The organism is Candidatus Thioglobus sp. (genome assembly GCA_028228555.1).
Lineage (GTDB): Bacteria > Pseudomonadota > Gammaproteobacteria > PS1 > Pseudothioglobaceae > Thioglobus_A.
Genome location: JAOJBP010000006.1, coordinates 1 through 23,397, shown reverse-complemented (window position 1 = coordinate 23,397; position 23,397 = coordinate 1). Strand labels below are relative to the sequence as shown.

Genomic DNA, 23,397 nt, shown 5'->3' with positions numbered 1-23,397 from the left:
AAAAGTAAAATGAATATTAGGAAATGGGTTTCATCAGCTATTATGCTATCAGTGGTATTAGTGTCAAGTATATCAGCAGTGCAAGCAGCAAGTGATGATTCAGTCACTGTCTATAGTGCTAGAAAAGAACATTTAATTAAGCCATTATTCCAAGCCTTTACAAAAGATACAGGCATCAAGGTCGATTATCTAACAGGCGAGGGCGGTGCCTTGATTGAGCGTTTGAAACTTGAAGGTGCCAATACGCCAGCGGATATGTTTATGACAGTTGACGCGGGTAATCTTTGGTATGCAGGCTCACAAGATTTATTTCAAGGTGTTCAAACTGACACTTTAAAAAATAATATTCAAGCGTATTTGAGAGACCCACAAGGATTATGGACAGGTTTGTCAGTTCGTGCACGTACGATTGTTTACTCAACAGATCGTGTTGATCCTGAAACATTGTCAAGCTATGAAGATCTTGCTAGTGAAAAGTGGAATGGGCGCTTATGTTTGAGAACGAGTAAAAAAGTTTATACCAAATCGTTAGTGGCTTCTGTTATTTACCACCACGGCAAGGAAAAAGCGGGTGAGATTGTTAGTGGCTGGGTGAATAATTTGAGTGCTACGCCGAATGCTAAAGATTCGCATGTCATGAATGCTATTTTGGCAGGCCAATGTGATGTTGGACTGGTCAATACATATTACTTTGGCGATCTAATTGAGAAAAATCCGGAAGCGCCACTCAAGCTATTTTGGGCTAATCAAGATACAACAGGTGTACATGTTAATGTCTCTGGTGCAGGCGTGACTAAGCATGCATCTAATACAGCTGGTGCTATACAGTTGTTAGAATGGTTGTCATCTGTAAAGGCGCAAGCGATTTATGGCTCTTTGAATAAAGAATATCCAGCTAATCAAAATATTGCAGCAGATGAGGTGGTGTCCACTTGGGGAGCTTTTAAACAAGATAACATGAATTTATCGCAAGCAGGTATTTTGCAGTCTGAAGCGGTTAAGTTGATGCAGATCAAAGGCTATCGATAAACTAAGACTAAGCTGAACAACAAAACCTAGGCTAGATGTTTGGTTTTTTGTTTAGTATTAAATTAAAAAAACAAGAGAAAAATTTTGAAAAAATACTGTCTTAGCTCAAAAATTTGGATTAGCCTGCTAGCTTTAGTAGTGGCAATGCCAATTTTTGTGGTGGCATTTTCTTGGGCTTTGCCTGAACAGGAGCTTTGGCCGCATTTTTCACAAAATTTATTGCCAAATTTAATCAGCTCAACCATTATTTTGTTGCTAGGTGTTGGTGTTGGTGTAACATTGCTAGGTACGATATTAGCTTATTTGGTGGTGATGGTTGAGTTTCCAGGCAGGCGTTGGTTAGAATGGGCACTGTTTTTGCCTTTTGCTATTCCTGCTTATGTTTTGGCTTTTGTATATTTGGGTGTGTTTGACTATTCAGGCTATGCTCAAGTTTGGATGCGCGAAGCTTTAGGCTTGCCAGGGTTTGATATTCGTGCTGGCTCATGGGCCATTATATTAACGTTTGTCTTGGTGTTTTACCCCTATGTTTATATGATGACTAGGGCATCATTCAAGCGCCAAAAAATCAACATGATTGAGGCAGGGCAATTGCTCGGTGCGGGGCCTATTCGAGTTTTCTTTAAAATTTCTTTGCCATTGGCTAGGCCAGCAGTAGCAGCAGGACTACTAGTAACGCTGATGGAAACCTTGGCTGATTTTGGCGTTGTGAGTTTGTTTAATTATGACACATTTACAACCGCTATTTATTCTGCTTGGGTTGATTTTCGCTCAATTGAGGTTGCGGCGCAGTTGGCATCATTATTAGTCTTGGTGGCATTCTTCTTTATTTATTTTGAGAAAAAAGCGCGCGGTCAAGCTAAATATTATTCAGCAGATATACTCAATAAAAAACCTTATCAAGCAAGAGGTGTTGCTGCCTGGTTGATTAGTTTTTTTGTTTTTAGCATATTTATGCTGTCTTTTACCATGCCAATGTTGCAGCTATTAATTTGGGGCTGGTCATCGATTGGTGAAGAATGGAGCTCTAAATACCTTGATTTGATAGCCTCAACTTCTATTTTAACCCTCTCTGCTGTGTTAATAACTGTTGCGATTGCTACAATATTAGCGCTCCCTGGAGGATGCAAGCGAGGCAATATTTGGCTTCAAAGTGTGATTCGATTAGCAACATTGGGCTACGCTCTGCCCGGCTCAGTAATGGCAGTTGGGCTGTTGTATGGTGTTAATCAAATATCGGAGATTAATATCCAGCTGGGTGGTGAGAGCGTTAATCATCTTATTTTTGGATCTATTGCTTTGTTGATTTTTGCTTATGTGTCTCGATTTATGGCCATTGCTTATAGTTCGATTGATGCATCAGCTCAGCAAATTAAACCTGTGTTTACTCAAAGTGCAAGGCTTTTAGGGGCGTCGCGTCCAAGGCTTATTTGGCAAGTATATCTGCCGATGATGACGCCGGGGATTCTGGCAGGAGGTTTGTTAGTAGCTGTTGATGTGATGAAAGAGTTACCGGCTACGTATTTGCTGCGTCCATTTGGCTGGGATACATTGGCTATTCAAGTTTATGAGCTCAGTGCTGAAGGTTTATATGAGCGCGCCGCTGTTCCGGCACTTATTATGGTTGTGTTTGGCGCAATTCTTATGAGTGTTTTTCAATATCTGGATAAAAAATCTTCAAAAACTTCGTAAGTCAGTAAAATACCCTTAATTATTAAGGATTTTTTTTCGATCATGAGTCAAGCATTATTAAAGGTCAAGGGCGTAATTTTCGGTGCAATTAATGCGCATATTAAAAATAATGACGCCTTGGATTTATCCATTGTCTCACTTACCAAAGGCTCTGCAACAGCAGCAGTATTTACGCAAAATGTATTTTGTGCTGCTCCCGTATTGGTCGCCAAAAATCACTTACAGCAATCTCCATTAGCCTTTTTAATTAATAGTGGCAATGCGAATGCGGGTACGGGTGTGCAAGGTTTGGAAAATACGCTTAACACGTGTGAGCTATTAGCTAATGAGCTAAATATTAAAACAGAACAAGTATTGCCTTTTTCAACGGGTGTGATTGGCCAGCAGCTTGATTTATCCAAGTTTGAAGTAGGCATTCCAAGTGTGGCTGCCCAGTTATCAGAAGACGCTATGGATAAGGTGGCCAAAGGCATACTAACCACAGATTTATTAGAAAAAACTCATTCCAAGACATTCGATGTGGCTGGGCAAACGGTTACTATTAGTGGCATTGCTAAAGGTTCAGGCATGATCCGTCCTAATATGGCCACTATGCTAAGTTTCGTTTTTACTGATATTAAGGCGACTCAAAATCAGTTGCAAGCTTGTTTAACCCAGGCGACTAATCAGTCTTTTAATCGAATTACCGTTGATGGCGACACCTCTACGAATGATGCTTGTACGCTCAGTGCAACAGGAGCAAGTGATGTTAATCTTGCTGATTGCAAAGAGGAATTTCAAAGTGCACTTTATGAAGTGACTAAATCTTTAGCGCATCAAATTATTAAAGATGGTGAAGGGGCAACTAAATTTGTTGAGATACGCGTTAAAGGCGGATCGAGTAATGAAGATTGTTTAGAAGTGGCTTATACAGTGGCCCACTCTCCGTTGGTTAAAACAGCCTTATTTGCAAGCGATGCAAACTGGGGTCGAATTTTGGCAGCGGTTGGTAGGGCGAACATTAAACAGCTAAACATTGAAGATATTAACATCTATTTGAATCAGGTGAGTATCGTTAAATTAGGTGAACCAGATCCTGCTTATACAGAAGCATTGGGTAGTGCGCAAATGCAAAAGACAGATATTGTAATTACCATTGAAATTGGTAATAGTAATATACAAGAAAGCGTTTGGACTACTGATTTTTCTTATGATTATATAAAGATTAATGCAGAGTATCGTACATGAGCGTTTATCGATTATTGATTTCTTGCCCAGACACTCATGGATTGGTGGCTATTGTAAGTCAGTTTATTCTTGAATATAACGGCAATATTAAAGAGGCGCACCATCATTTAGATGAGCAAAACCAGCATTTCTTTATGCGTATTGAGATTGAGTCAAACTCTATTTCTTGTTCTTTGGATGACTTTAGAAATGCATTTTCAGTTTTAGCTGATCAGTGTAATATGGTGTGGCAGCTTAGTGATGCAGCGCAGCTTAAACGTATATTGGTTATGGGGTCTAAGGCATCACATTGTGTGGCAGATCTTTTGCATCGAGGCCATGAAAACGAACTTGAAGGCGAAATTGTTGGTGTTTTATCCAATCATAACAGATTATCTAAACTTGCCAGTTGGTATGATGTGGCGTTTAAAAAAGTCAGTATCAGTCAAGACACAAAAGAGGCTGACATGAACAAAATGATGAAAATGGTCGATAGTTTTAATCCAGATGTTATTGTTCTTGCACGTTATATGCAAATCATTCCAGAAGAGATGTGTGTTGAATATAGTGGCAAAATTATTAATATTCATCATTCATTTTTGCCATCATTTGTTGGCGCCAATCCTTATGAGCGTGCTGCTGGACGAGGTGTAAAACTAATTGGTGCTACTTGTCATTATGTGACAGCTGATTTAGATGAAGGCCCGATTATTGAGCAAGATGTTGTTCGTGTCGATCATGCAGATAGTGCTGATGATATGAAAAAAATGGGCCAAGACGTTGAAAAAATTACACTCGCTAAAGGCTTGAAATACCACTTAGAAGATCGGGTGTTAGTTTGTAATAATAAAACGATTGTATTTTCTTAGGAATTACTTTATTTAATTTTTTTTAAAGAAGTTATTTAATTATTAAATTATATTATTACATCTAAAGACTTGATAAGCCAAAAAACAACACTACATAGTTTGAAAGGTAGAATTACCTAATCATTTATTATTTACTAGGAGAAAAAATTGAACATCCGTCCCCTTCATGACCGCGTGGTCGTGCGAAGAGTAGAAGAAGAAAAGACAACAGCAAGTGGTCTAATTATTCCTGATTCAGCAACTGAAAAACCTTCTGAAGGTGAAATTATCGCAGTTGGTAAAGGTAACACATCCGATAGCGGCTCTATTATTGCACTAGATGTAAAAATTGGTGACAAAGTTTTATTTGGCCAATATGCCGGCACTGAAATTAAAGTTGATGGTGAAACATTATTAGTAATGCGTGAAAGCGATATTGTCGCAGTTGTCGAATAAAGGAGATCAATATGTCAGCAAAAGAAATTAAATTTGGATCAGATGCTAGAAACTTAATGCTAGATGGCGTTAATATGCTTGCTAATGCAGTTAAAGTAACACTAGGCCCTAAGGGTAGAAACGTAGTTTTAAACAGATCATTTGGTGCACCTACCATTACTAAAGATGGTGTATCAGTTGCACAAGAAATTGAGCTTGAAGGTAAGTTTGAAGACATGGGTGCACAAATGGTTAAAGAAGTTGCTTCTAGAACCAACGAAGTTGCTGGTGATGGCACAACAACAGCAACGGTACTTGCGCAAGCGTTAATAACAGAAGGTGTTAAAGCTGTCGCTGCTGGCATGAACCCAATGGATTTAAAGCGCGGTATTGATAAAGCCACTGAAGCTGCAGTTAATGCATTACGCGATCTATCTCAGCCTTGTAATGACACAAAAGCTATTGCACAAGTAGGTACTATCTCTGCAAACTCTGACAGTAATGTTGGTGATATTATTGCTGAAGCTATGGACAAAGTAGGTAATGCTGGTGTAATTACCGTTGAAGAAGGCTCTGGCTTTGACAATGAGCTAGATGTTGTTGAAGGTATGCAATTTGAAAGAGGCTACTTATCTCCATATTTTGTCAACAATCAAGATTCAATGAGTGCAGATTTAGATTCTCCGCTGATCTTATTAAATGAAGCCAAAATCTCAAATATTAGAGACTTGCTACCATCATTAGAAATTGCTCAAAAATCTGGCAGACCTTTATTGATAATCGCCGAAGATATTGAAGGTGAGGCGCTAGCAACTCTTGTGGTTAACAATATGAGAGGAATCGTGAAAGTGGCTGCAGTTAAAACGCCAGGTTTTGGTGATCGACGTAAAGCAATTTTACAAGATTTAGCAGTTTTAACAGGCGGCATGGTGATCTCTGAAGAAGTGGGACTCTCTTTAGAAGGTATCTCTGAAGATCAGCTTGGCAGTGCTAAACGCGTAGAAATTGGTAAAGATGAGACAGTTGTTGTTGACGGTATGGGTAAAAAAGCTGATATTGATGGACGAGTTAAGCAAATTCAAGCACAACTTAAAACAACAACTTCTGATTACGATAAAGAGAAACTCTCAGAACGTTTGGCTAAACTATCTGGTGGTGTTGCAGTTATTAAAGTTGGTGCAGCAACTGAAGTTGAAATGAAAGAGAAGAAGGATCGTGTAGACGATGCACTTCATGCTACTCGTGCTGCAGTAGAAGAAGGTGTTGTTCCAGGTGGTGGTGTCGCACTAGTAAGAGCTATTGCTGCCCTAAACGACTTAAAAGGTGACAATCACGATCAAGACATTGGTATTAATATAACCAAACGCGCAATGGAAGCACCATTACGCCAAATTGTTACTAATGGCGGTGGTGAAGCTTCTGTTGTCTTAAATGAGGTTTCTAACGGTAAAGGTAACTTTGGTTACAATGCTGGTGATGAAGTTTATGGTGATATGCTTGAAATGGGTATCTTAGATCCTACTAAGGTGACTCGTGCTGCCTTACAGCATGCTGCAAGTATCTCTGGATTAATGATTACTACTGAAGCTATGATTACAGACATTCCTCAAGATGCAGCGCCTGCTGCAGCGGGTGGTGATGCAATGCATGGTATGATGTAGCAATCATTTTTTAAAGCTGATAAAAGCCCCATTTTTTGGGGCTTTTTTTTGGTATGATACTTAGCAAATATATCCTTGGGTAACTACAATATGAGTGATTATAATTCCTCCTCGATCGAGGTTTTAACAGGATTAGAACCTGTTAGAAAACGACCGGGTATGTACACCGAAACTGAGCGACCAAATCATCTAGCTCAAGAAGTGATTGATAATAGTGTTGATGAAGCGGTTGCGGGTCATGCAAATAAAATTAGCGTTGTTCTTTACAAAGACGGCTCTCTTTCTGTCGAAGACAATGGTCGAGGAATGCCTGTTGATATTCATGCAGGTGAAGGTCAATCAGGTGTAGAAGTGATTTTGACTAAATTACACGCTGGTGGTAAGTTTTCAAATGATTCTTATCAGTTTTCTGGTGGCTTACATGGTGTGGGTATTTCAGTGGTTAACGCCCTATCAACTTTGGTTGAGATTTGGATTAAACGTGATGCTAAAGAGCATTATATTAGCTTTGCAAGTGGGTCTAAAAAAACTGAGTTAGAAGTTATTGCAACAGTTGGAAAGCGAAATACAGGTACTAAGGTTAAATTTACACCAGATGCCCAGTTTTTTGATATGGTCAAATTTTCAGCTTCTAAACTGCGTCATAATTTACGCTCAAAAGCTGTTTTGTGCCCTGGATTAGAGGTCAATTTTTATAATGAAATTGATGATACAACTGATAAATGGATGTATCAAGAAGGTTTAAAAGACTATCTTGCAATGGCTTTAGATGGGCTTGATAACTTACCAGAAAAACCTTTTGTGGTAGATTTTACTTCTGAGGAACAACAGCTCAACTGCTCACTTGCATGGACCCAATACAATACCAATGTCGTTGCAGAAAGCTATGTCAACCTCATCCCTACTATCAATGGTGGTACTCATGTTAATGGATTGCGCTCAGGTTTAACAGATGCACTTAAAGAGTTTTGTGAATTTAGAGATCTAATTCCAAAAAACATTAAACTGACTCCAGATGATGTTTGGCAAAGAATTGCTTACGTGCTTTCAATAAAAATTTTAGATCCTCAGTTTTCAGGTCAAACTAAAGAAAGACTTTCTTCTAGAGAGTGTGCAGCTTTTGTAGCTAATGTTGCTAAAGATGCCTTTAGTTTGTGGCTTAACAAGCATACCGATGTTGCTGAACAAATTGCTCAATTGGCAATCTTAAATGCTCAAACACGCCTTAAGACTAACAAGAAAATTATTCGTAAAAAGATTGTTAGTGGTCCCGCCCTTCCTGGAAAACTCTCTGACTGCACCAGCACCGATTTAACCCAAACTGAAGTATTCTTAGTGGAAGGTGATTCAGCTGGCGGTTCTGCTAAACAAGCTCGAGATAAAGAGTATCAAGCCATCTTGCCACTCAGAGGTAAAATACTAAACACTTGGGAAGTTGATTCTGACCAAGTTTTATCTAGTAATGAAATTCATGATATTAGTGTTGCTATTGGTCTGGAGCCTAATTGTCAAGATTTATCAAATCTTAGATATGGAAAAATCTGCATCTTGGCTGATGCTGACTCTGATGGCGCTCATATTGCCACGCTCATTTGCACATTATTTGTTAAGCATTTTCCTAAATTGGTTAAAGAAGGTCACATTTATGTTGCCATGCCGCCTTTATATCGTGTCGATGCAGGTAAGCAAGTCTACTATGCTTTGGATGATGGCGAACGTGACGCAATTATTCGTAAGATTGAACAAGAGAATAAGCGTGTCAAAATTCAAGTACAGCGTTTCAAGGGGCTGGGTGAAATGAACCCTTCACAGTTAAGAGAAACAACCATGCTGCCTGATACCAGGCGTCTTATCCAGCTAACATTGGACAATCCATTGCAAGTTGAGCAAACTATGGACATGCTACTTAGTAAAAAACGCGCCAGTGATCGTAAGAAGTGGCTAGAAGAAAAAGGTAATCTTGCTAATGTCTAATACCAAAAAAAAAGCTGTCATACTTTTATCTGGTGGGCTTGACTCCACTACAACACTCGCTATTGCAAAATCTCATGGCTATAATTGCTTCGCACTAAGCTTTGACTATGGTCAAAAACAAAAATCAGAATTAGACGCTGCTGCTAGAATCGCTAAAGAATTTAACGCATCAGAGCATCGAGTTATGAAGATATCTTTATCAGATATTGGTGGCTCTGCTTTAACAGATGAAAGCATTGATGTGCCTGATTTTGTAAAAAGTGATGAAATACCAATTACTTATGTACCAGCACGAAATACTATTCTCTTATCGTATGCACTTGCTTGGGCTGAAGTGCTTGATTGTCAAAATATCTTCATTGGTGTCAATGCATTAGACTATTCTGGTTATCCAGATTGCAGACAAGAGTACATTGATGCTTTTGAAACTATGGCAAACCTTGCTACTAAGCAAGGTGTTGAAGGGCAAAAAATTAACATACAAACCCCTTTAATAAATCTTAACAAAGCTCAGATTATTCAGCAAGGAGTAGCATTAGGCATTGATTATGCTAACACCACCACTTGTTATCAAGCTAACGCAAAGGGAGAAGCTTGCGGGGTTTGTGATGCTTGTGAATATCGAAAACTAGGCTTTCAAGAAGCAAAAATAGCCGACCCAACTCGCTATCAAACCTAATTCATTTTTTTTACAATTTAGCCTTGTTTTATAGTCAATAATCGATAAAATAATAACTTAATTAAACCAAAACAGGAAATTACAAATGAGCATCGAAGAAAGAGTTAAAAAAGTTGTATCTGAACAATTAGACGTAAGTGGTGATATTGATAACAACGCCTCATTTATTGATGATTTAGGTGCAGACTCTCTAGATACTGTTGAATTAGTAATGTCTCTTGAAGAGGAGTTTGACTGTGAGATTCCTGATGATCAGGCAGAAAACATTACAACGGTTCAGCAAGCAATTGATTACGTTAACAACAATTTGTAATTTCCGTTTAGCTTGCTAAACAACAAGGCGCTTACTTCTAAGAAGAAAGCGCCTTTTTTATTTTTAAAAAAGTTATATTATGAACAAAAGAAGAGTTGTAATTACTGGTATGGGTATTGTGTCTCCTGTTGGGAATACGGTTGAAGAATCTTGGAAAAATATCTTAGCAGGAAAATCTGGTATCAACCCTTTGACAAATATTGACACCGAAGGCCAGTCAGTAAAATTTGGTGGCTCTGTTAAGAATTTTGAAATTTCTGATTATCTAACGCCTAAAGAAGCCAAAAAAATGGATACTTTTATTCATTATGGTATGGCTGCTGGCATTCAAGCCTTTGAAGATTGTGGCATTGAAGTTACAGAAGAAAACTCTGAGCGTATCGGTATAGCCATTGGTGCCGGTATTGGTGGCATAGGCACTATTGAAAATACTGTCGACCTCTTCAGAGAAAAGGGCGCTAGACGCATCTCTCCTTTCTTTGTCCCCTCTTCTATCATCAATATGATTTCTGGTAACTTATCTATTAAATATGGTCTTAAAGGTCCAAATTTTGCGATTGTTACCGCTTGTACAACAGGTACACATAATATTGGAGATGCATCGCGCTTAATAGAATATGGCGATGCTGATGTAATGATCGCTGGTGGTGCTGAAATGTCAACTACTAATTGTGGTTTAGGTGGTTTTGCTGCAGCACGCGCTCTATCAACTCGCAACGATGATCCAGCAACCGCCTCTCGCCCTTGGGATAAAGATCGTGATGGATTTGTTCTTGGTGATGGCGCAGGTGTTGTAGTTCTTGAAGAATATGAGCATGCTAAAGCACGTGGCGCTAAAATTTATGCTGAAGTTACTGGATATGGTATGAGTGGTGATGCCTATCATATGACATTACCCTCAAAAGGTGGTGAAGGTGCAGCGCGCTGTATGAAAAATGCCATGAGAAATGCAAGCGTCAATGCCGATGAAATTGACTACATCAATGCACATGGTACTTCTACTCCTGCTGGAGATCAAGCAGAAACAGATGCAGCTAAATTAGCTTTGGGTGATCACGCTTATAATTTAGTTATGAGCTCTACCAAATCCATGACTGGACACTTACTCGGAGCAGCAGGCGGCATTGAAGCTATTTTTACCGCTTTAGCCATTCAAGATCAAGTTGTGCCACCAACTATTAACATTTTCAACCAAGATGAAAATTGCGACCTAGATTATTGCGCCAATGAGGCAAGACAAATGCCAATTGAGCATGCCATATCCAATTCCTTTGGATTTGGCGGAACCAACGGCAGTATCTTACTTTCAAAAATATAAAAAAATGCCCAACATCTAGTTGGGCATTTTTACTAACAGACTTTAAAGATTACTTACCAACTGTAAGATCTACACCTTTAATTTGGTCTGCATCAGCAACTAACTCTTGAATAAATTCAACAATAACCATAGCGCCATTTTGAACACTGCTCAAAACAGTTTCTTTGTTAACAACAAGCGCCCAACTTTCTGCGGTAGAAACAAACTGAACTGCGCCACCAATTAATGCCAAAATAATAATAACGCTTAAAATAAACTTAATCATTGCTCACTCCTAAAATTAAATAAAAAAACATTGTACCTAAGTCGCAATGCCATTTGATTGTAACAGAGCATTAATCTCTGGTTTTTTACCTCTAAAAGCTTCATAACTAACCATAAAGTCCTGGCTTCCACCCTTCTCTAAGATATTATGCAAGAAATCAAGAGATGCTCGAGAACCGATACCACCATTTTCTTGCACATAATAATATGCGTCTGCTGCTAAAACCTCAGCCCATTTATAGCTAAAGTAGCCAGCCGCATAGCCGCCCGAAAAAATATGCCCAAAGGTATTTAAAAATCTATTTTCATCTATAGCTGGAATAATCGCTGTTTGCTTACGTACCTCTTTTAAAACTTCGTAAGTATCGCCCGCACCAAGATGTGTTTTCAAATCCCATAGTGAGAACTCACATTGACGCAACATACCCATTGCAGATTGGAAATTTTTAGAGTCAATCAGCTTGCTGTATAACTCATCAGGCAAAGGTTTTTTCGTATCAATATGTTCAGACATTTGCTTAATTACATCTTTCTCATAGCAAAAGAATTCCATATATTGGCTAGGTAATTCGACCCCATCCCAAGGAACGCCAGAAATACCTGCTGCGCAAGGATATTCCACCTTCGTCAATACATGATGTAATGCATGACCAAACTCATGAAAAATGGTTACTATTTCATCAAATTCAAATAATGCTGGCTTGCCTTTACTTGGCGAATTAAGATTACATACTACAAATGCAATCGGCTTATCAGCCTTTGTCAAAGGTTGATAATCTGCCATCCAAGCACCACCGCGTTTATCTTCTCTGGCATATAAATCTAAATAGATCTTACCAATTAATTGACCTTGTTTTTTTATTTCTAATACTTGTACATCTGGATGATACGTCGTTTCATTGATTGATGTAACGCTCACTTGATACAAGCGTTCAATCGTTAAAAACAAACCTTCTAGTACTTTTTTCTCTGGAAAATATGGCGTAAGATCTGACTTTTTAAAGCCAAACTTTTGCTCTTTTAGTTGCTCACTATAAAAGCCTAAATCCCAAGGCTGGAGTTCAATCCCTGCAAACTTAGTTAGCTCATCAAGTTCTGCTTTCGCTTGTGACTTTGAGCATTTAACCAAATTCATTAAAAAATCAATAATCTGTTCAACACTTTCCACCATTTTTGATTCAATCGAAAGCTGTGCATAATTCTCAAACCCTAAAATGCTGGCCATTTCCTGTCTTAGCGTCAGGATTTCATCCATAACGGATTTATTGTCATAATCACTTGATGTAATGCCCAATTCAGAAGCACGCGACACATATGCCCTATAAACCTCTTCACGCAACTCACGATTATCAAGATAAGTCATCACATCCATATACACAGGAACTTGTAAATTTAGCTCATAACCCTCGTCAGTTTGAATTTTGGCCAGTTCAACCTCTGAATAACCTTTTAACATATCTAGGGTAACTGTCTTTTTCCATTCATTGGTAGACTTTAATACATGCTTTGAAAAAGTATTACTAAGAATACTTAAGAGCTCTTTAATGGCCTTAAATCGATCAGATACCTCCCCTTCTAAACCCACACCAGAAAGTTCAAATCCATCAATAGATTCTTGCAAAATATACTGCTGTTGTTTATTTAGGTTGGTATTCTTAAGATTCTTGTAAGCCGTATATAGTGCTTTATTGCTAGAAATATCTGAATAAAAATTAGTAATAATGGGTAAAGTTTGCTCGTACTGCTCATTAAACTCATCCGTAAACATAACAGCATTTAAATGAGAGTTAACACTGGTTAATCTGCCTAGTTCACACTCAAAATCATCTGTAGCAGTGATGACATCATCCCAATCAACCCCCTTCTGGGCTTGTGCGACAACCTTAAGTCCTTTTTGTGCAAGACTTTCAATAGATTGCACAATATTTTTAGGTTTGAAATTTGGCGTGAGATTCATATTTTCCTTTGCGATAACAATCGAGTATAGTTTTTGATATTCTTCAAGACATTTATAAATACATAAATGTCTGAAGTGAAGTTAAAACAATAAGTAATTTGGTGGAGAGAGAGGGATTCGAACCCTCGGTACGTTGCCGTACACCCGCTTTCCAAGCGAGCAAAATAAACCACTCTGACATCTCTCCATAAAAAGAATATTTTACTTTAATATAGCCTGAAAACTGCTCATTTACGGAATTTGTAAAATTTTGTAAGGATGTTGCTTTTTGGTCAAAATATTACCGAAAACAGGGTAATATCGGGCCTAAACAGGTATTTTTACCCATAATTTATGTAAATTTCGACAAAAAAAGGGTATTTTCAAAATTTGCTAAATTTTTAGCTAATTTTCATACCAGCTTTAGCGCCAGAATCTGGCGATAAAATGTGTAATGACTTACCATCACCCGCAGCTAGAACCATACCCTCAGAAAGGCCAAATTTCATTTGTCTTGGTGCCAAATTAGCTACCATAACGGTAAAACGACCCTCTAAATCCTCTGGCTTATAGTGCGCTTTAATGCCGGCAAATACATTACGAGTTTTTTCTTCACCAATATCAAGGGTTAGCTGTAATAATTTGTCAGCGCCTTTAACATGCTCGGCCTTTAAAATCTTGGCAATGCGTAAATCTATTTTCGTAAAATCATCAATGCTAATCATATTGTCATCCTCTTTTTGCTCTGGCTCTTGTTGAATGATTGTTTGTTTTGAGGCTTCAATTACTTGCTCAATCTGCTCATCCTCGATGCGTGACATCAATGGCTTAAATCTATTGATTTTGTGCTTAGTTAATGGGTGCTTAATATCGCTCCAATTAAGTGCATCAACATTTAAAAAATCTTCAGCTTGTTCGGCCATATCAGGCAAAACTGGCTTTAGGTATGTCATCAGAACTCTAAATAAATTTAGCGCAAGTGAGGTGACGTCATGAACCTGCGCCTCGCTACCTTCTTCTTTGATTAATTGCCAAGGCTTGTGCTCGTCAATATATTGATTGGCTTTATCAGCCAGTTTCATAATCTCGCGCATTGCTTGATTGTAATTGCGGGCTTCATATAGCTTTGCAATTACCTCACCCTGGCTAACAAATTCATTGTAAAGCTCTGGCTCGATCGAATAAGCAGATAGAGTTTTATCAAACTTTTTGACAATAAACCCTGAGCATCGAGAAGCAATATTAACCACTTTACCAACTAAATCAGAATTTACGCGTTGCTTAAAGTCTTGAAGATTAAGATCAATATCATCAATCTTAGCTGAGAGTTTGTAAGCGTAATAATAACGCAAGCACTCAGGATTAAGGCTTTCTAAATAAGTTCTTGCTTGAATAAACGTACCACGAGATTTACTCATTTTCTGACCATTAACGGTTAAGAATCCGTGCGCATAAATCGCTGTTGGTGTGCGATAGTTTGATCCCATAAGGGTCGCTGGCCAAAACAGGGCATGAAAATAGACAATATCTTTGCCAATGAAATGATACAACTCAGTTTTAGAATCTTTGTTGAAATATTCATCAAAATCCAAGCCTTTTTCATTACACAGCTTTTTAAAGCTAGCCATATAGCCAATTGGTGCATCTAGCCATACATAGAAATATTTATTCTCCACGCCCGGAATTTGAAAACCAAAGTACGGCGCATCGCGAGAAATATCCCATTGTTGCAGGCCTTGCTCAAACCATTCTGCAAGCTTATTGCTTACTTCTGTTTGTAAGTGCCCTGCCTCTGTCCAAGCTTTAAGCTGATCTTCAAACTGCGGAAGGTCAAAGAAATAATGTTCTGAATCTTTAGTAATAGGTGTTGCGCCTGAGACAGCTGATTTGGCATTAATAAGTTCTGTCGGAGCATAAGTTGCGCCGCACTCCTCGCAATTGTCGCCATACTGATCTTTTGCGCCACACTTAGGGCATTCACCACGAATAAAACGATCTGGCAAGAACATCTTTTTCTCAGGATCAAACGCTTGAGAAATGGTACGTGTTTTAATAAAGCCGCCATCATTTAGTTTATTGTAAATGCCAGCTGAGATCTCTTTATTCTCCTCACTATGCGTTGAATGATACTGACTAAAGCCAATTGAAAATTCTTTAAAATCTGCTTGATGACGCTCGCTTACGCCTTTAATTAATTCCTCAGGGGTAATACCTAGCTCATTTGCTTTAAGCATAATTGGTGTGCCATGTGCATCATCTGCACAGACATAATGACACTCATGACCCATCATTTTTTGAAAGCGAACCCAGATGTCAGTTTGGATATATTCAAGTAGATGACCAAGGTGAATTTCACCATTGGCATAAGGTAGTGCAGAGGTAACTAAAATTTTTCTTGAATTCATAAGATAAGCTTATTAATATTAAGGTTGTGTGATATCGTTAATACGATAAAATAGCATCATTTTACTTAATCAGGCGCACTAATATGGCAGATTTAACCATTGATAACATTAATAGCATTTTAAGCAGTGTTGTTGACAAATATACCGAGCAAGACATTTTCTCTTCGAATGCAATTAACAACATCAATATTGATGGTGATAAAGTTGAAATCACGATTGAACTAAACTACCCAGCTAAAGGTTATCATGATGAGCTAAGCAAGCAAATTACAGATGTTTTAGCTGAAAATGGTATTAACAATGTTAGTGTTACTGTTGACACTAAAATCGTTAAGTACTCAACCCAAAAAGGCGTTGCAATTCTTTCAGAAGTCAAAAACATTATTGCTGTTGCTTCGGGCAAGGGTGGTGTTGGTAAATCTACAACTTCGGTTAATCTTGCATTAGCTTTGCAAGCAGAAGGTGCGAAAGTTGCTATTTTAGATGCTGATATTTATGGTCCTTCACAGCCAAGAATGCTTGGTGTTAGTAAGCTTAAGCCAGACACATCTGCCGAAGGTAAACTGTTGCCAATTCTTGGTCATGGTATGCAGAGTATGTCGATTGGTTATTTAGTTGATGAAGATAATCCAATGATTTGGCGTGGCCCTATGGTTACTCAAGCATTAGAGCAAATGCTACGTGATACATTATGGCGCGGTGTTGATTACATGATTATTGACCTACCGCCAGGTACAGGTGATACTCAGTTAACATTATCACAAAAGATCCCTGTTAGTGGCTCTGTGATTGTGACTACACCTCAAGATATTGCCTTGTTAGATGCTAGAAAAGGTTTAAAAATGTTTGAAAAAGTTAACATTCCAATTCTAGGTATTGTTGAAAACATGTCACTACACATTTGCTCTAAGTGTGGCCATGAAGAAGCTATATTCGGCACAGGTGGTGGTGAATTAATGGCTAAAGAAGCAGATGTTCACTTCTTAGGTGCATTGCCACTAGAAATGGACATTAGAACTGATGTGGACGAAGGTACGCCAACGGTTGCTAAAAATCCTGATAGCAGAGTTTCTGAAATCTACAAAGAGATTGCTAGAAAAGTGAGTGCTAAGCTAACTCAGCAAAATCGTGCTATGAGTTCATTCCCAAGTATTACTATTGAAGAATAAGCCTTTAAGCTGTTTATAGTCTTATAAACAGCTTAAAAGCCATTAAACTATAAAGCCTTAATCAGGCTTTTTTTTCGTATGGACTATTTTCAAAAATTTAAAGGTCGTTTTATTGGCATTATGCAATTAGACGACTGTGATAAATTACTGCAAGTACTTATTGATAATCCAAATGATTGGTTTGTGTATGACACATTAAAGTCAATACCAACTGAGGTGCTCGCTACTGGTGAATTTGTTGATAGCATTAAACAAATAAAGTCTATTGTAGATGAGGAACACGATGAACGATATTGCGGAATTGTGTATGCAGATGATTTGAAAAATCCCACCTTTGTTAAGATATTCCATCCTAAAAACTTAGGAAAAAGCTGTGGTAGTAGCGAAAATCCTCCAATACCACAGTGGCTTATTTCTAAAGAAAAGCCAATGGATGTTGTTGCCGAATTTGGCGTACAAGAAGCACCTGAAGGATTTGCCTCCAAATATCTAAAATTTTAAAAAACACAATTCTAAATAAGGAGTTTTTTATTTTATAAGGCAGATTTGTTTTTAAGTGAAAGAGTATAGTAATATCTACACGTCTAAAATAAAAAATAAATCTAACAAAGTAAAATGAGAAAGTCGAAGCTTAATGGTTTTCAGAGACTTGATTAATTGTATACTTTGGAATCTCTACCACCAAATCAGTATCACTCAAAACTGACTGGCAAGATAGTCGCGAATCTGGGTCTAAACCCCATGCTTTATCAAGCATATCATCTTCTATTTCATCAGATTCAGCTAGTGAATCAAAGCCTTCACGTACGTAAATATGACAAGTTGTACAAGCATTTGACATCTCACAAGCATGCTCAATTTCAACATCATTTGCAAGCATAGCGTTACAAACTGTTTCACCAACTTTGGCTTCGATAACGATACCTTCTGGGCATAAATCATGATGAGGTAAGATGATAATTTGTGGCATGTTAATTTCCTAATTTTTTAGTGGGTTAAAATTCATCGACATTATGGCCTTTCATGGCTTTCATAACTGCAGTATTCATTCGCATTTCTACAAACTTTCCACAGACATTTTCAAGATTGTCTATTTTACTTTTAATAATCTTCTCATCGTTGTCAAGTGCGACAACTTCTAATTCAGTTTTAGCCTCTAATATTTTTTTGAGCATTTTCTTATCAAGCATACCCTGGTCTTTATCAAGCGCAGACTCAATGGCTTCAATCGTTCTACTTGCATCTACTTGTACTTCATGAAGTTGTCTTGCTTGGATATCAGATTTTGCAAAAAGAATAGAATCTTTGAGCATTTTTTCCATCTCACCATCAGTTAGACCGTATGAAGGCTTAATAACAACTTCGGTTTTAACACCCGATATTTGCTCTGAAGCATTAACTGATAATAAACCGTCAGCATCTACTTGGAATTCTACGCGTATGCGAGCGTTGCCAGCAACCATTGGTGGGATTCCTTTTAAATCAAATCTACCTAGAGATCGACAGTCTTTAACAAGCTCACGTTCACCCTGTAAAACATGGATGCTCATGGAAGTTTGTCCATCTTTAAAGGTTGTAAATTCTTGAGCGCGAGTAATAGGAATAGAAGTGTTGCGATGAACCACTTTTTCCACTAGTCCGCCCATAGTTTCTAGTCCTAGCGACAATGGCAATACATCAAGTAATAACATCTCATCGGTTGACTTATTGCCTGCTAACAAATTAGCCTGAATAGCGGCACCTTTGGCAACAACTTCATCTGGATTAATAGTGCACAGTACTGGCTTATCAAATAACCCACTCACCATTGATCGGACCAATGGCATACGGGTAGAGCCACCAACCATAATAATATCTTTAACATCACCAATATCTACTTGTGCATCACGAAGCGCGCGCTTAACAAGCAACAAGGTGCGTTTAATAAGTTTTGTGGATAATTCGTCAAATTTTTCTCGTGTAATTTTATAAGGAGCTTCAATGCAATCAAATTCTGCAAAATCCTTAGAACTTAAAGTTTCTTTAGCCACGCGAGAAAATTGCTTGATTTTTTGTATTTGAGTTGGTGTGAGCTCAGTAATACCCATTTCTTCAACGCAGTCATCAATAATTAGCTGATCAAAATCATCGCCGCCTAGCGTTGAATCACCACCAGTAGCTAACACTTTAAAAACACCCTTGCTAAAGCTCAAGATAGAGATATCAAAAGTACCGCCACCTAAATCATAAATTGCATGAATGCCCTCTTCACCAGACTCTAAGCCATAAGCCACTGCAGCAGCTGTTGGCTCATTAAGTAGGCGAAGCGTATTTAGTCCAGCCAAGGTTGCCGCATCTTTAGTGGCTTGACGCTGTGCATCGTTAAAATAAGCAGGAACAGTAATTACTGCTCCCACTAACTCTCCACCTAGTGACTCTTCAGCGCGCTGCTTTAAGGCAGATAAAATACTACTTGAAATCTCAACAGCGGATAAATCACCCATGGCTGTATGAAATAAAACATTATTGCCATTTTCAACCAACTGATAAGGGCAATTTTTAAATTCTTTTACTTCTTTATATCCTAATCCCATAAAACGCTTAACAGAGACAATGGTGTTAGTAGGGTCGGTTTTCGCATAAGGACAAGCTTCACAACCAACGGTTAGCTTGTTGTCTTCGCCACAATGTACAACAGAAGGTAAAATTGATTCATTGTTTTCATCAGTAAGAACAACACTTACTCCGCTCTTTACAGAAGCTACTAATGAATTTGTAGTACCTAGATCAATACCAATGGCTAATTTATGTTGGTGAGGAGCGCTAGATTGTCCAGGCTCAGATATTTGTAATAAAGCCATTATCTATATCCACTCGTCCAATAGCTGCTTCGCTTGAAGATTTAGCTGCTCATAAAATTTTAGCTCTCTGACCATATTTTTAATTTGACTTTTGTTTTGAGTGGAATTAAACGCTTCACTAATATTATCGACATTTTTCTTAATCTTGCCGGATATTTTTTCAATAAATTCGTCCAGCTCTAGTTCATCTTTATCAGCTTCAATTGCCTCTAACGCTTCTCTTAACTCAATTTGTGACATTAAGAAACTTACATCCATTTGTGTATCTTTTTCATCAAAAGCATTAATGCCTTCTAATTCAAGAAGATAAGTTGAACGCAATAATGCCGACTTTAATGTGTCATAAGCTGTATTGATTAAAGAAGTATTTTGCAGGGCAAGATTCTTCTCTTTATCGCTACTGATAGCAAATTTATCAGGATGAAACTTTGCCACTTGCTGCTGATAAGCAGATTCAAGCTTGGTTAGGTCGGTATTAAAATTCGGCGTTAATGAAAATAACTCGAAATAGTTTTTCATAGGTCTTAATGGGTAATGCTACTAGCTATACAGTAAATGATTCACCGCAGCCACATTCGGCTTTAGCATTAGGGTTGTTAAATTCAAAACCTTCATTCAACCCCTCTTTAACGTAATCAACTTCAGTACCATCAAGATAGATCAAACTTTTCGCATCAATAATAACTTGAACACCGTTATTTTCAAACACTGTGTCGTCATTATTGGTGCTATCAACAAATTCGATGTTATAGCCTAATCCTGAACAACCAGTCGTTTGCACACTAAGACGTATACCAATACCAGAACCGCGATTAGTTAAAAAATTGACAACACGCTTGGCAGCAGTGTCTGTTAAGCTTATTGCCATAGCGAGTTATGCTTTACTTTTAATATCGTTAATCGCAGCCTTAATCGCATCTTCAGCAAGAACTGAACAATGTATCTTAACAGGCGGTAGAGCTAGCTCTTCAGCAATATCAGTATTCTTAATTTCTGATGCTTCATCTAGTGTCTTACCTTTTACCCATTCTGTTAATAACGAGCTAGATGCAATTGCTGAACCACAACCGTAAGTTTTAAACTTAGCATCTTCAATGACACCTTCATCATTAATCTGAATTTGCAGACGCATTACATCGCCACAAGCAGGTGCACCGACCATGCCAGTACCTACATTTTTTGCATCTTTATCTAGAACACCAACGTTGCGAGGATTTTCATAATGATCTAATACCTTTTCACCATATGCCATGTTATTTCTCCTTTATGTTTATTGGGTTATTGTAATCTTTTTAGTTATTACTAACCCTTGTATATTTTAAGTAATTTAGTGAGCTGCCCATTCAACTTTACTAATATCAATACCGTCTTTGTACATATCCCAAAGTGGTGATAAATCACGTAATTTTTGAACTTTTTCACGCACTAAGTCGATTGCCTTGTCTATATCTTGCTCTGTAGTGTAACGGCCAATACTAAATCTAATTGATGAGTGGGCCAGTTCGTCTGATAATCCTAACGCACGTAATACGTATGAAGGCTCAAGACTTGCTGATGTACAAGCAGACCCTGAAGATACAGCAATATCGTTAATTGCCATCATTAAAGACTCGCCTTCAACATAGTTAAAACTAATATTTAGGTTGCCCGGAATACGAGAATCCATATCACCATTAATAACTACCTCTTCCATGCCATCAAAACCAGCAAGTAAGCGATCACGCAACGCTCCAAATCTTATATATTCATCAGCCATTTCAGCATTAGCAATAGCGAAAGCTTCGCCCATGCCAACAATTTGGTGTGTTGCTAATGTACCAGAACGCATACCACGCTCATGGCCGCCACCATGCAATTGAGCCTCTAGACGGATTCTTGGTTTACGCTGCACATACAATGCACCCATACCCTTTGGACCATAAATTTTATGAGCTGAAAAACTCATTAAATCAACAGGAAGTTCTTTTAAATTAATTGGAACTTTTCCTGCAGATTGTGCCGCATCAACGTGAAAGAAAGTTTTATTTTCACGGCACAAGTTACCAATTGTTTCAATATCCTGAATCACACCAATTTCATTATTCACATGCATGATTGACACTAAGATTGTATCTTCACGCATAGCAGCCTTCAAGACATTGATATCTAATAAGCCATTAGGCAATGGATCAAGATAATCTACCTCATAGCCTTCACGCTCAAGCTGACGACAAGTATCTAAAACAGCTTTATGTTCTGTTTTTAGGGTAATGATATGTTTGCCATTTTTATGATAAAAATGTGCAATACCTTTAATAGCTAAATTATTTGATTCAGTTGCGCCAGAAGTCCAAACAATCTCTTTCGTATCAGCACCAATTAAATCTGCAACCTGCTGACGAGCTTTTTTAACTGCAGCATCTGCTTGCCATCCATAAAAATGAGAGTTTGAAGCGGGGTTGCCAAAATCACCTTCCATTGTCAAGTGTTTCATCATTTCTTCTGCAACACGTTTATCAACTGGAGTAGTTGATGAGTAATCCATGTAAATAGGGTTTGCCATAATCTTATAATCCTTTAGTTAAGTTGTGATCGTCCATCACCATTTGCAAGGTTTTGCCGATCAAGAAAGTTCTAATTTGTTCGCTTACTTCACACCATAATTGGTGAGAAATACACTGACGTCCATTATGACAAGTCGACATGCCTTTACAACGACGTAGATCAATATTTTCATCAACTGCTTCAATAATTTGAGTTAAATTAATATCTTTAGCTTCAGCGTCTAGCAAGTACCCGCCACCAGGGCCACGAACACTTTTGACTAATTCTGCACGACGCAATTTAGCAAAAAGTTGTTCTAAATAAGACAAAGAAATATTTTGTCGTTGGGAGATAATATCTAGGGTAATAGGCTTGCCCGTATCATTAGATGCTAAATCTAACATAGCAGTTACTGCGTAACGTCCTTTTGTTGTTAATTGCATATTGGTCTCGTATATAAAAGTAAACAGAATATCATTATATACTTAACCAACTTTTTTAGTCAAGTAAAAAATACACTATTTTAGTCAGGTATATAATTCATTAAAAATAAGCTTATTTACTCTCTATTTCTAAGTCGTTAACAGAGCTATCTTTTTGATCTTTAATATTTAATTCTTTAGAAACTTTATGCAATTGAGAGTCTACATCATGCAAATGCAACAAAATTGAATTAATCGCTTTAACAGTAGGATCATCTTCACTACCGCCTACTGCGTAAGAATCAAACTTATCTGACTTAATAGTCTTATCTTTAAGAACTCTCCCTGGTACACCAGCAACTGTCTTTCCAGCCTCAATGGACTTAACCACAACAGAATTTGAACCCACCTTAACATGGTCACCTAAAGTGATAGGGCCTAAGATTTTAGCGCCAGCACCAATGACAACATTGTTACCTAAAGTTGGATGACGCTTACCCTTGTTCCAAGTAGTTCCACCCAAAGTAACACCATGATAAAGGGTAACATCATCGCCAATTTCAGCCGTTTCACCAATCACTACACCCATACCATGATCGATAAAAAATCGACGGCCAATAATCGCACCAGGATGGATTTCAATACCAGTAATCCAGCGAGAAAGCATCGAGATAAAACGAGCA

23 protein-coding genes and 1 tRNA gene are annotated in these 23,397 nt (G+C 38.0%); 12 read left to right on the top strand and 12 right to left on the bottom strand.

The annotated features are described in order from the left end of the window. Window positions 1–9: 9 nt before the first annotated feature. The 10 genes from N9Y32_04260 (at window position 10) to fabF (ending at window position 11,155) form a co-directional block, all read left to right on the top strand. Complete coding sequence (locus N9Y32_04260; GenBank protein ID MDB2590225.1) at window positions 10–1,029, top strand: extracellular solute-binding protein; 1,020 nt, start codon at window positions 10–12, stop codon at window positions 1,027–1,029. Between the two features lie 84 nt (window positions 1,030–1,113). Further along, window positions 1,114–2,721, top strand: coding sequence for an iron ABC transporter permease (locus N9Y32_04255; GenBank protein MDB2590224.1), 1,608 nt, complete (start codon window positions 1,114–1,116; stop codon window positions 2,719–2,721). A 42-nt stretch (window positions 2,722–2,763) separates the two neighbouring features. Next, window positions 2,764–3,948, top strand: a complete 1,185-nt coding sequence (gene argJ, locus N9Y32_04250; protein MDB2590223.1) for a bifunctional glutamate N-acetyltransferase/amino-acid acetyltransferase ArgJ — start codon at window positions 2,764–2,766, stop codon at window positions 3,946–3,948. Continuing rightward, window positions 3,945–4,796, top strand: coding sequence for a formyltetrahydrofolate deformylase (gene purU / locus N9Y32_04245; GenBank protein ID MDB2590222.1), 852 nt, complete (start codon window positions 3,945–3,947; stop codon window positions 4,794–4,796). Before argJ ends, purU begins: the two co-directional genes overlap by 4 nt. A gap of 147 nt (window positions 4,797–4,943) precedes the next feature. Then, window positions 4,944–5,231, top strand: coding sequence for a co-chaperone GroES (gene groES, locus N9Y32_04240; GenBank protein MDB2590221.1), 288 nt, complete (start codon window positions 4,944–4,946; stop codon window positions 5,229–5,231). An 11-nt stretch (window positions 5,232–5,242) separates the two neighbouring features. Beyond that, on the top strand, window positions 5,243–6,871 hold the full coding sequence (gene groL / locus N9Y32_04235) for a chaperonin GroEL (GenBank protein MDB2590220.1): 1,629 nt from the start codon (window positions 5,243–5,245) through the stop codon (window positions 6,869–6,871). Between the two features lie 90 nt (window positions 6,872–6,961). Continuing rightward, window positions 6,962–8,845, top strand: coding sequence for a DNA topoisomerase IV subunit B (gene parE, locus N9Y32_04230; protein MDB2590219.1), 1,884 nt, complete (start codon window positions 6,962–6,964; stop codon window positions 8,843–8,845). Then, on the top strand, window positions 8,838–9,524 hold the full coding sequence (gene queC / locus N9Y32_04225; protein MDB2590218.1) for a 7-cyano-7-deazaguanine synthase QueC: 687 nt from the start codon (window positions 8,838–8,840) through the stop codon (window positions 9,522–9,524). Before parE ends, queC begins: the two co-directional genes overlap by 8 nt. 85 nt (window positions 9,525–9,609) lie before the next feature. Beyond that, a complete protein-coding gene (acpP, locus tag N9Y32_04220) occupies window positions 9,610–9,837 on the top strand; it encodes an acyl carrier protein (GenBank protein MDB2590217.1) in 228 nt (75 codons plus the stop codon). Between the two features lie 79 nt (window positions 9,838–9,916). Beyond that, window positions 9,917–11,155 (top strand): beta-ketoacyl-ACP synthase II, encoded by a 1,239-nt coding sequence (gene fabF, locus N9Y32_04215; protein ID MDB2590216.1) that lies wholly within the window; start codon window positions 9,917–9,919, stop codon window positions 11,153–11,155. Window positions 11,156–11,204: 49 nt separating this feature from the next. Here the strand turns inward: fabF and N9Y32_04210 are convergent, their stop codons facing one another. The 4 genes from N9Y32_04210 to metG all read right to left on the bottom strand — a co-directional run bounded on the left by N9Y32_04210 (window position 11,205) and on the right by metG (window position 15,760). Further along, complete coding sequence (locus N9Y32_04210) at window positions 11,205–11,420, bottom strand: hypothetical protein (protein MDB2590215.1); 216 nt, start codon at window positions 11,418–11,420, stop codon at window positions 11,205–11,207. Between the two features lie 36 nt (window positions 11,421–11,456). Continuing rightward, window positions 11,457–13,376, bottom strand: coding sequence for a M3 family metallopeptidase (locus N9Y32_04205; GenBank protein MDB2590214.1), 1,920 nt, complete (start codon window positions 13,374–13,376; stop codon window positions 11,457–11,459). Window positions 13,377–13,475: 99 nt separating this feature from the next. After that, window positions 13,476–13,563 (bottom strand) — tRNA-Ser (locus N9Y32_04200). A 193-nt stretch (window positions 13,564–13,756) separates the two neighbouring features. After that, window positions 13,757–15,760, bottom strand: a complete 2,004-nt coding sequence (gene metG, locus N9Y32_04195; GenBank protein MDB2590213.1) for a methionine--tRNA ligase — start codon at window positions 15,758–15,760, stop codon at window positions 13,757–13,759. Window positions 15,761–15,843: 83 nt separating this feature from the next. On the opposite strand from metG, the gene apbC reads away from it, so the two are divergent. Both apbC and N9Y32_04185 read left to right on the top strand, forming a co-directional pair. After that, window positions 15,844–16,929 (top strand): iron-sulfur cluster carrier protein ApbC, encoded by a 1,086-nt coding sequence (apbC, locus tag N9Y32_04190; GenBank protein MDB2590212.1) that lies wholly within the window; start codon window positions 15,844–15,846, stop codon window positions 16,927–16,929. A 78-nt stretch (window positions 16,930–17,007) separates the two neighbouring features. Then, window positions 17,008–17,430 carry a hypothetical protein gene (locus N9Y32_04185; protein ID MDB2590211.1) on the top strand — a complete coding sequence of 141 codons (423 nt, stop codon included), beginning with the start codon at window positions 17,008–17,010 and terminating at the stop codon, window positions 17,428–17,430. A 130-nt stretch (window positions 17,431–17,560) separates the two neighbouring features. Here N9Y32_04185 and fdx read toward each other — a convergent pair whose 3' ends face one another. The 8 genes from fdx to N9Y32_04145 form a co-directional block, all read right to left on the bottom strand. Further along, complete coding sequence (gene fdx, locus N9Y32_04180; GenBank protein MDB2590210.1) at window positions 17,561–17,899, bottom strand: ISC system 2Fe-2S type ferredoxin; 339 nt, start codon at window positions 17,897–17,899, stop codon at window positions 17,561–17,563. Between the two features lie 25 nt (window positions 17,900–17,924). Further along, a complete protein-coding gene (hscA, locus tag N9Y32_04175) occupies window positions 17,925–19,769 on the bottom strand; it encodes a Fe-S protein assembly chaperone HscA (protein ID MDB2590209.1) in 1,845 nt (614 codons plus the stop codon). Window positions 19,770–19,772: 3 nt separating this feature from the next. After that, a complete protein-coding gene (gene hscB, locus N9Y32_04170) occupies window positions 19,773–20,288 on the bottom strand; it encodes a Fe-S protein assembly co-chaperone HscB (protein ID MDB2590208.1) in 516 nt (171 codons plus the stop codon). 25 nt (window positions 20,289–20,313) lie between these two features. Then, window positions 20,314–20,637 (bottom strand): iron-sulfur cluster assembly protein IscA, encoded by a 324-nt coding sequence (gene iscA / locus N9Y32_04165; protein ID MDB2590207.1) that lies wholly within the window; start codon window positions 20,635–20,637, stop codon window positions 20,314–20,316. A 6-nt stretch (window positions 20,638–20,643) separates the two neighbouring features. Beyond that, window positions 20,644–21,021 carry a Fe-S cluster assembly scaffold IscU gene (iscU, locus tag N9Y32_04160; protein ID MDB2590206.1) on the bottom strand — a complete coding sequence of 126 codons (378 nt, stop codon included), beginning with the start codon at window positions 21,019–21,021 and terminating at the stop codon, window positions 20,644–20,646. A 75-nt stretch (window positions 21,022–21,096) separates the two neighbouring features. Next, complete coding sequence (locus tag N9Y32_04155; protein ID MDB2590205.1) at window positions 21,097–22,311, bottom strand: IscS subfamily cysteine desulfurase; 1,215 nt, start codon at window positions 22,309–22,311, stop codon at window positions 21,097–21,099. 4 nt (window positions 22,312–22,315) lie between these two features. Next, window positions 22,316–22,735: an Rrf2 family transcriptional regulator gene (locus N9Y32_04150; protein MDB2590204.1), complete on the bottom strand. Its 420-nt coding sequence runs from the start codon at window positions 22,733–22,735 to the stop codon at window positions 22,316–22,318. A 112-nt stretch (window positions 22,736–22,847) separates the two neighbouring features. Further along, on the bottom strand, window positions 22,848–23,397 hold a 550-nt coding region (locus N9Y32_04145; GenBank protein ID MDB2590203.1), incomplete at its 5' end, for a serine O-acetyltransferase.

Excerpts from the sequence above, each read along its gene's own strand:
- argJ (MDB2590223.1), top strand. The coding sequence starts at position 2,764 with ATGAGTCAAGCATTATTAAAGGTCAAGGGCGTAATTTTCGGTGCAATT.
- apbC (MDB2590212.1), top strand. The coding sequence starts at position 15,844 with ATGGCAGATTTAACCATTGATAACATTAATAGCATTTTAAGCAGTGTT.
- iscU (MDB2590206.1), bottom strand. The coding sequence starts at position 21,021 with ATGGCATATGGTGAAAAGGTATTAGATCATTATGAAAATCCTCGCAAC.
- N9Y32_04155 (MDB2590205.1), bottom strand. The coding sequence starts at position 22,311 with ATGGCAAACCCTATTTACATGGATTACTCATCAACTACTCCAGTTGAT.
- metG (MDB2590213.1), bottom strand. The coding sequence starts at position 15,760 with ATGAATTCAAGAAAAATTTTAGTTACCTCTGCACTACCTTATGCCAAT.
- N9Y32_04205 (MDB2590214.1), bottom strand. The coding sequence starts at position 13,376 with ATGAATCTCACGCCAAATTTCAAACCTAAAAATATTGTGCAATCTATT.
- fdx (MDB2590210.1), bottom strand. The coding sequence starts at position 17,899 with ATGCCACAAATTATCATCTTACCTCATCATGATTTATGCCCAGAAGGT.
- acpP (MDB2590217.1), top strand. The coding sequence starts at position 9,610 with ATGAGCATCGAAGAAAGAGTTAAAAAAGTTGTATCTGAACAATTAGAC.
- parE (MDB2590219.1), top strand. The coding sequence starts at position 6,962 with ATGAGTGATTATAATTCCTCCTCGATCGAGGTTTTAACAGGATTAGAA.
- fabF (MDB2590216.1), top strand. The coding sequence starts at position 9,917 with ATGAACAAAAGAAGAGTTGTAATTACTGGTATGGGTATTGTGTCTCCT.
- N9Y32_04150 (MDB2590204.1), bottom strand. The coding sequence starts at position 22,735 with ATGCAATTAACAACAAAAGGACGTTACGCAGTAACTGCTATGTTAGAT.
- purU (MDB2590222.1), top strand. The coding sequence starts at position 3,945 with ATGAGCGTTTATCGATTATTGATTTCTTGCCCAGACACTCATGGATTG.
- N9Y32_04260 (MDB2590225.1), top strand. The coding sequence starts at position 10 with ATGAATATTAGGAAATGGGTTTCATCAGCTATTATGCTATCAGTGGTA.
- iscA (MDB2590207.1), bottom strand. The coding sequence starts at position 20,637 with ATGGCAATAAGCTTAACAGACACTGCTGCCAAGCGTGTTGTCAATTTT.
- N9Y32_04210 (MDB2590215.1), bottom strand. The coding sequence starts at position 11,420 with ATGATTAAGTTTATTTTAAGCGTTATTATTATTTTGGCATTAATTGGT.
- hscB (MDB2590208.1), bottom strand. The coding sequence starts at position 20,288 with ATGAAAAACTATTTCGAGTTATTTTCATTAACGCCGAATTTTAATACC.
- hscA (MDB2590209.1), bottom strand. The coding sequence starts at position 19,769 with ATGGCTTTATTACAAATATCTGAGCCTGGACAATCTAGCGCTCCTCAC.
- N9Y32_04185 (MDB2590211.1), top strand. The coding sequence starts at position 17,008 with ATGGACTATTTTCAAAAATTTAAAGGTCGTTTTATTGGCATTATGCAA.
- groL (MDB2590220.1), top strand. The coding sequence starts at position 5,243 with ATGTCAGCAAAAGAAATTAAATTTGGATCAGATGCTAGAAACTTAATG.
- queC (MDB2590218.1), top strand. The coding sequence starts at position 8,838 with ATGTCTAATACCAAAAAAAAAGCTGTCATACTTTTATCTGGTGGGCTT.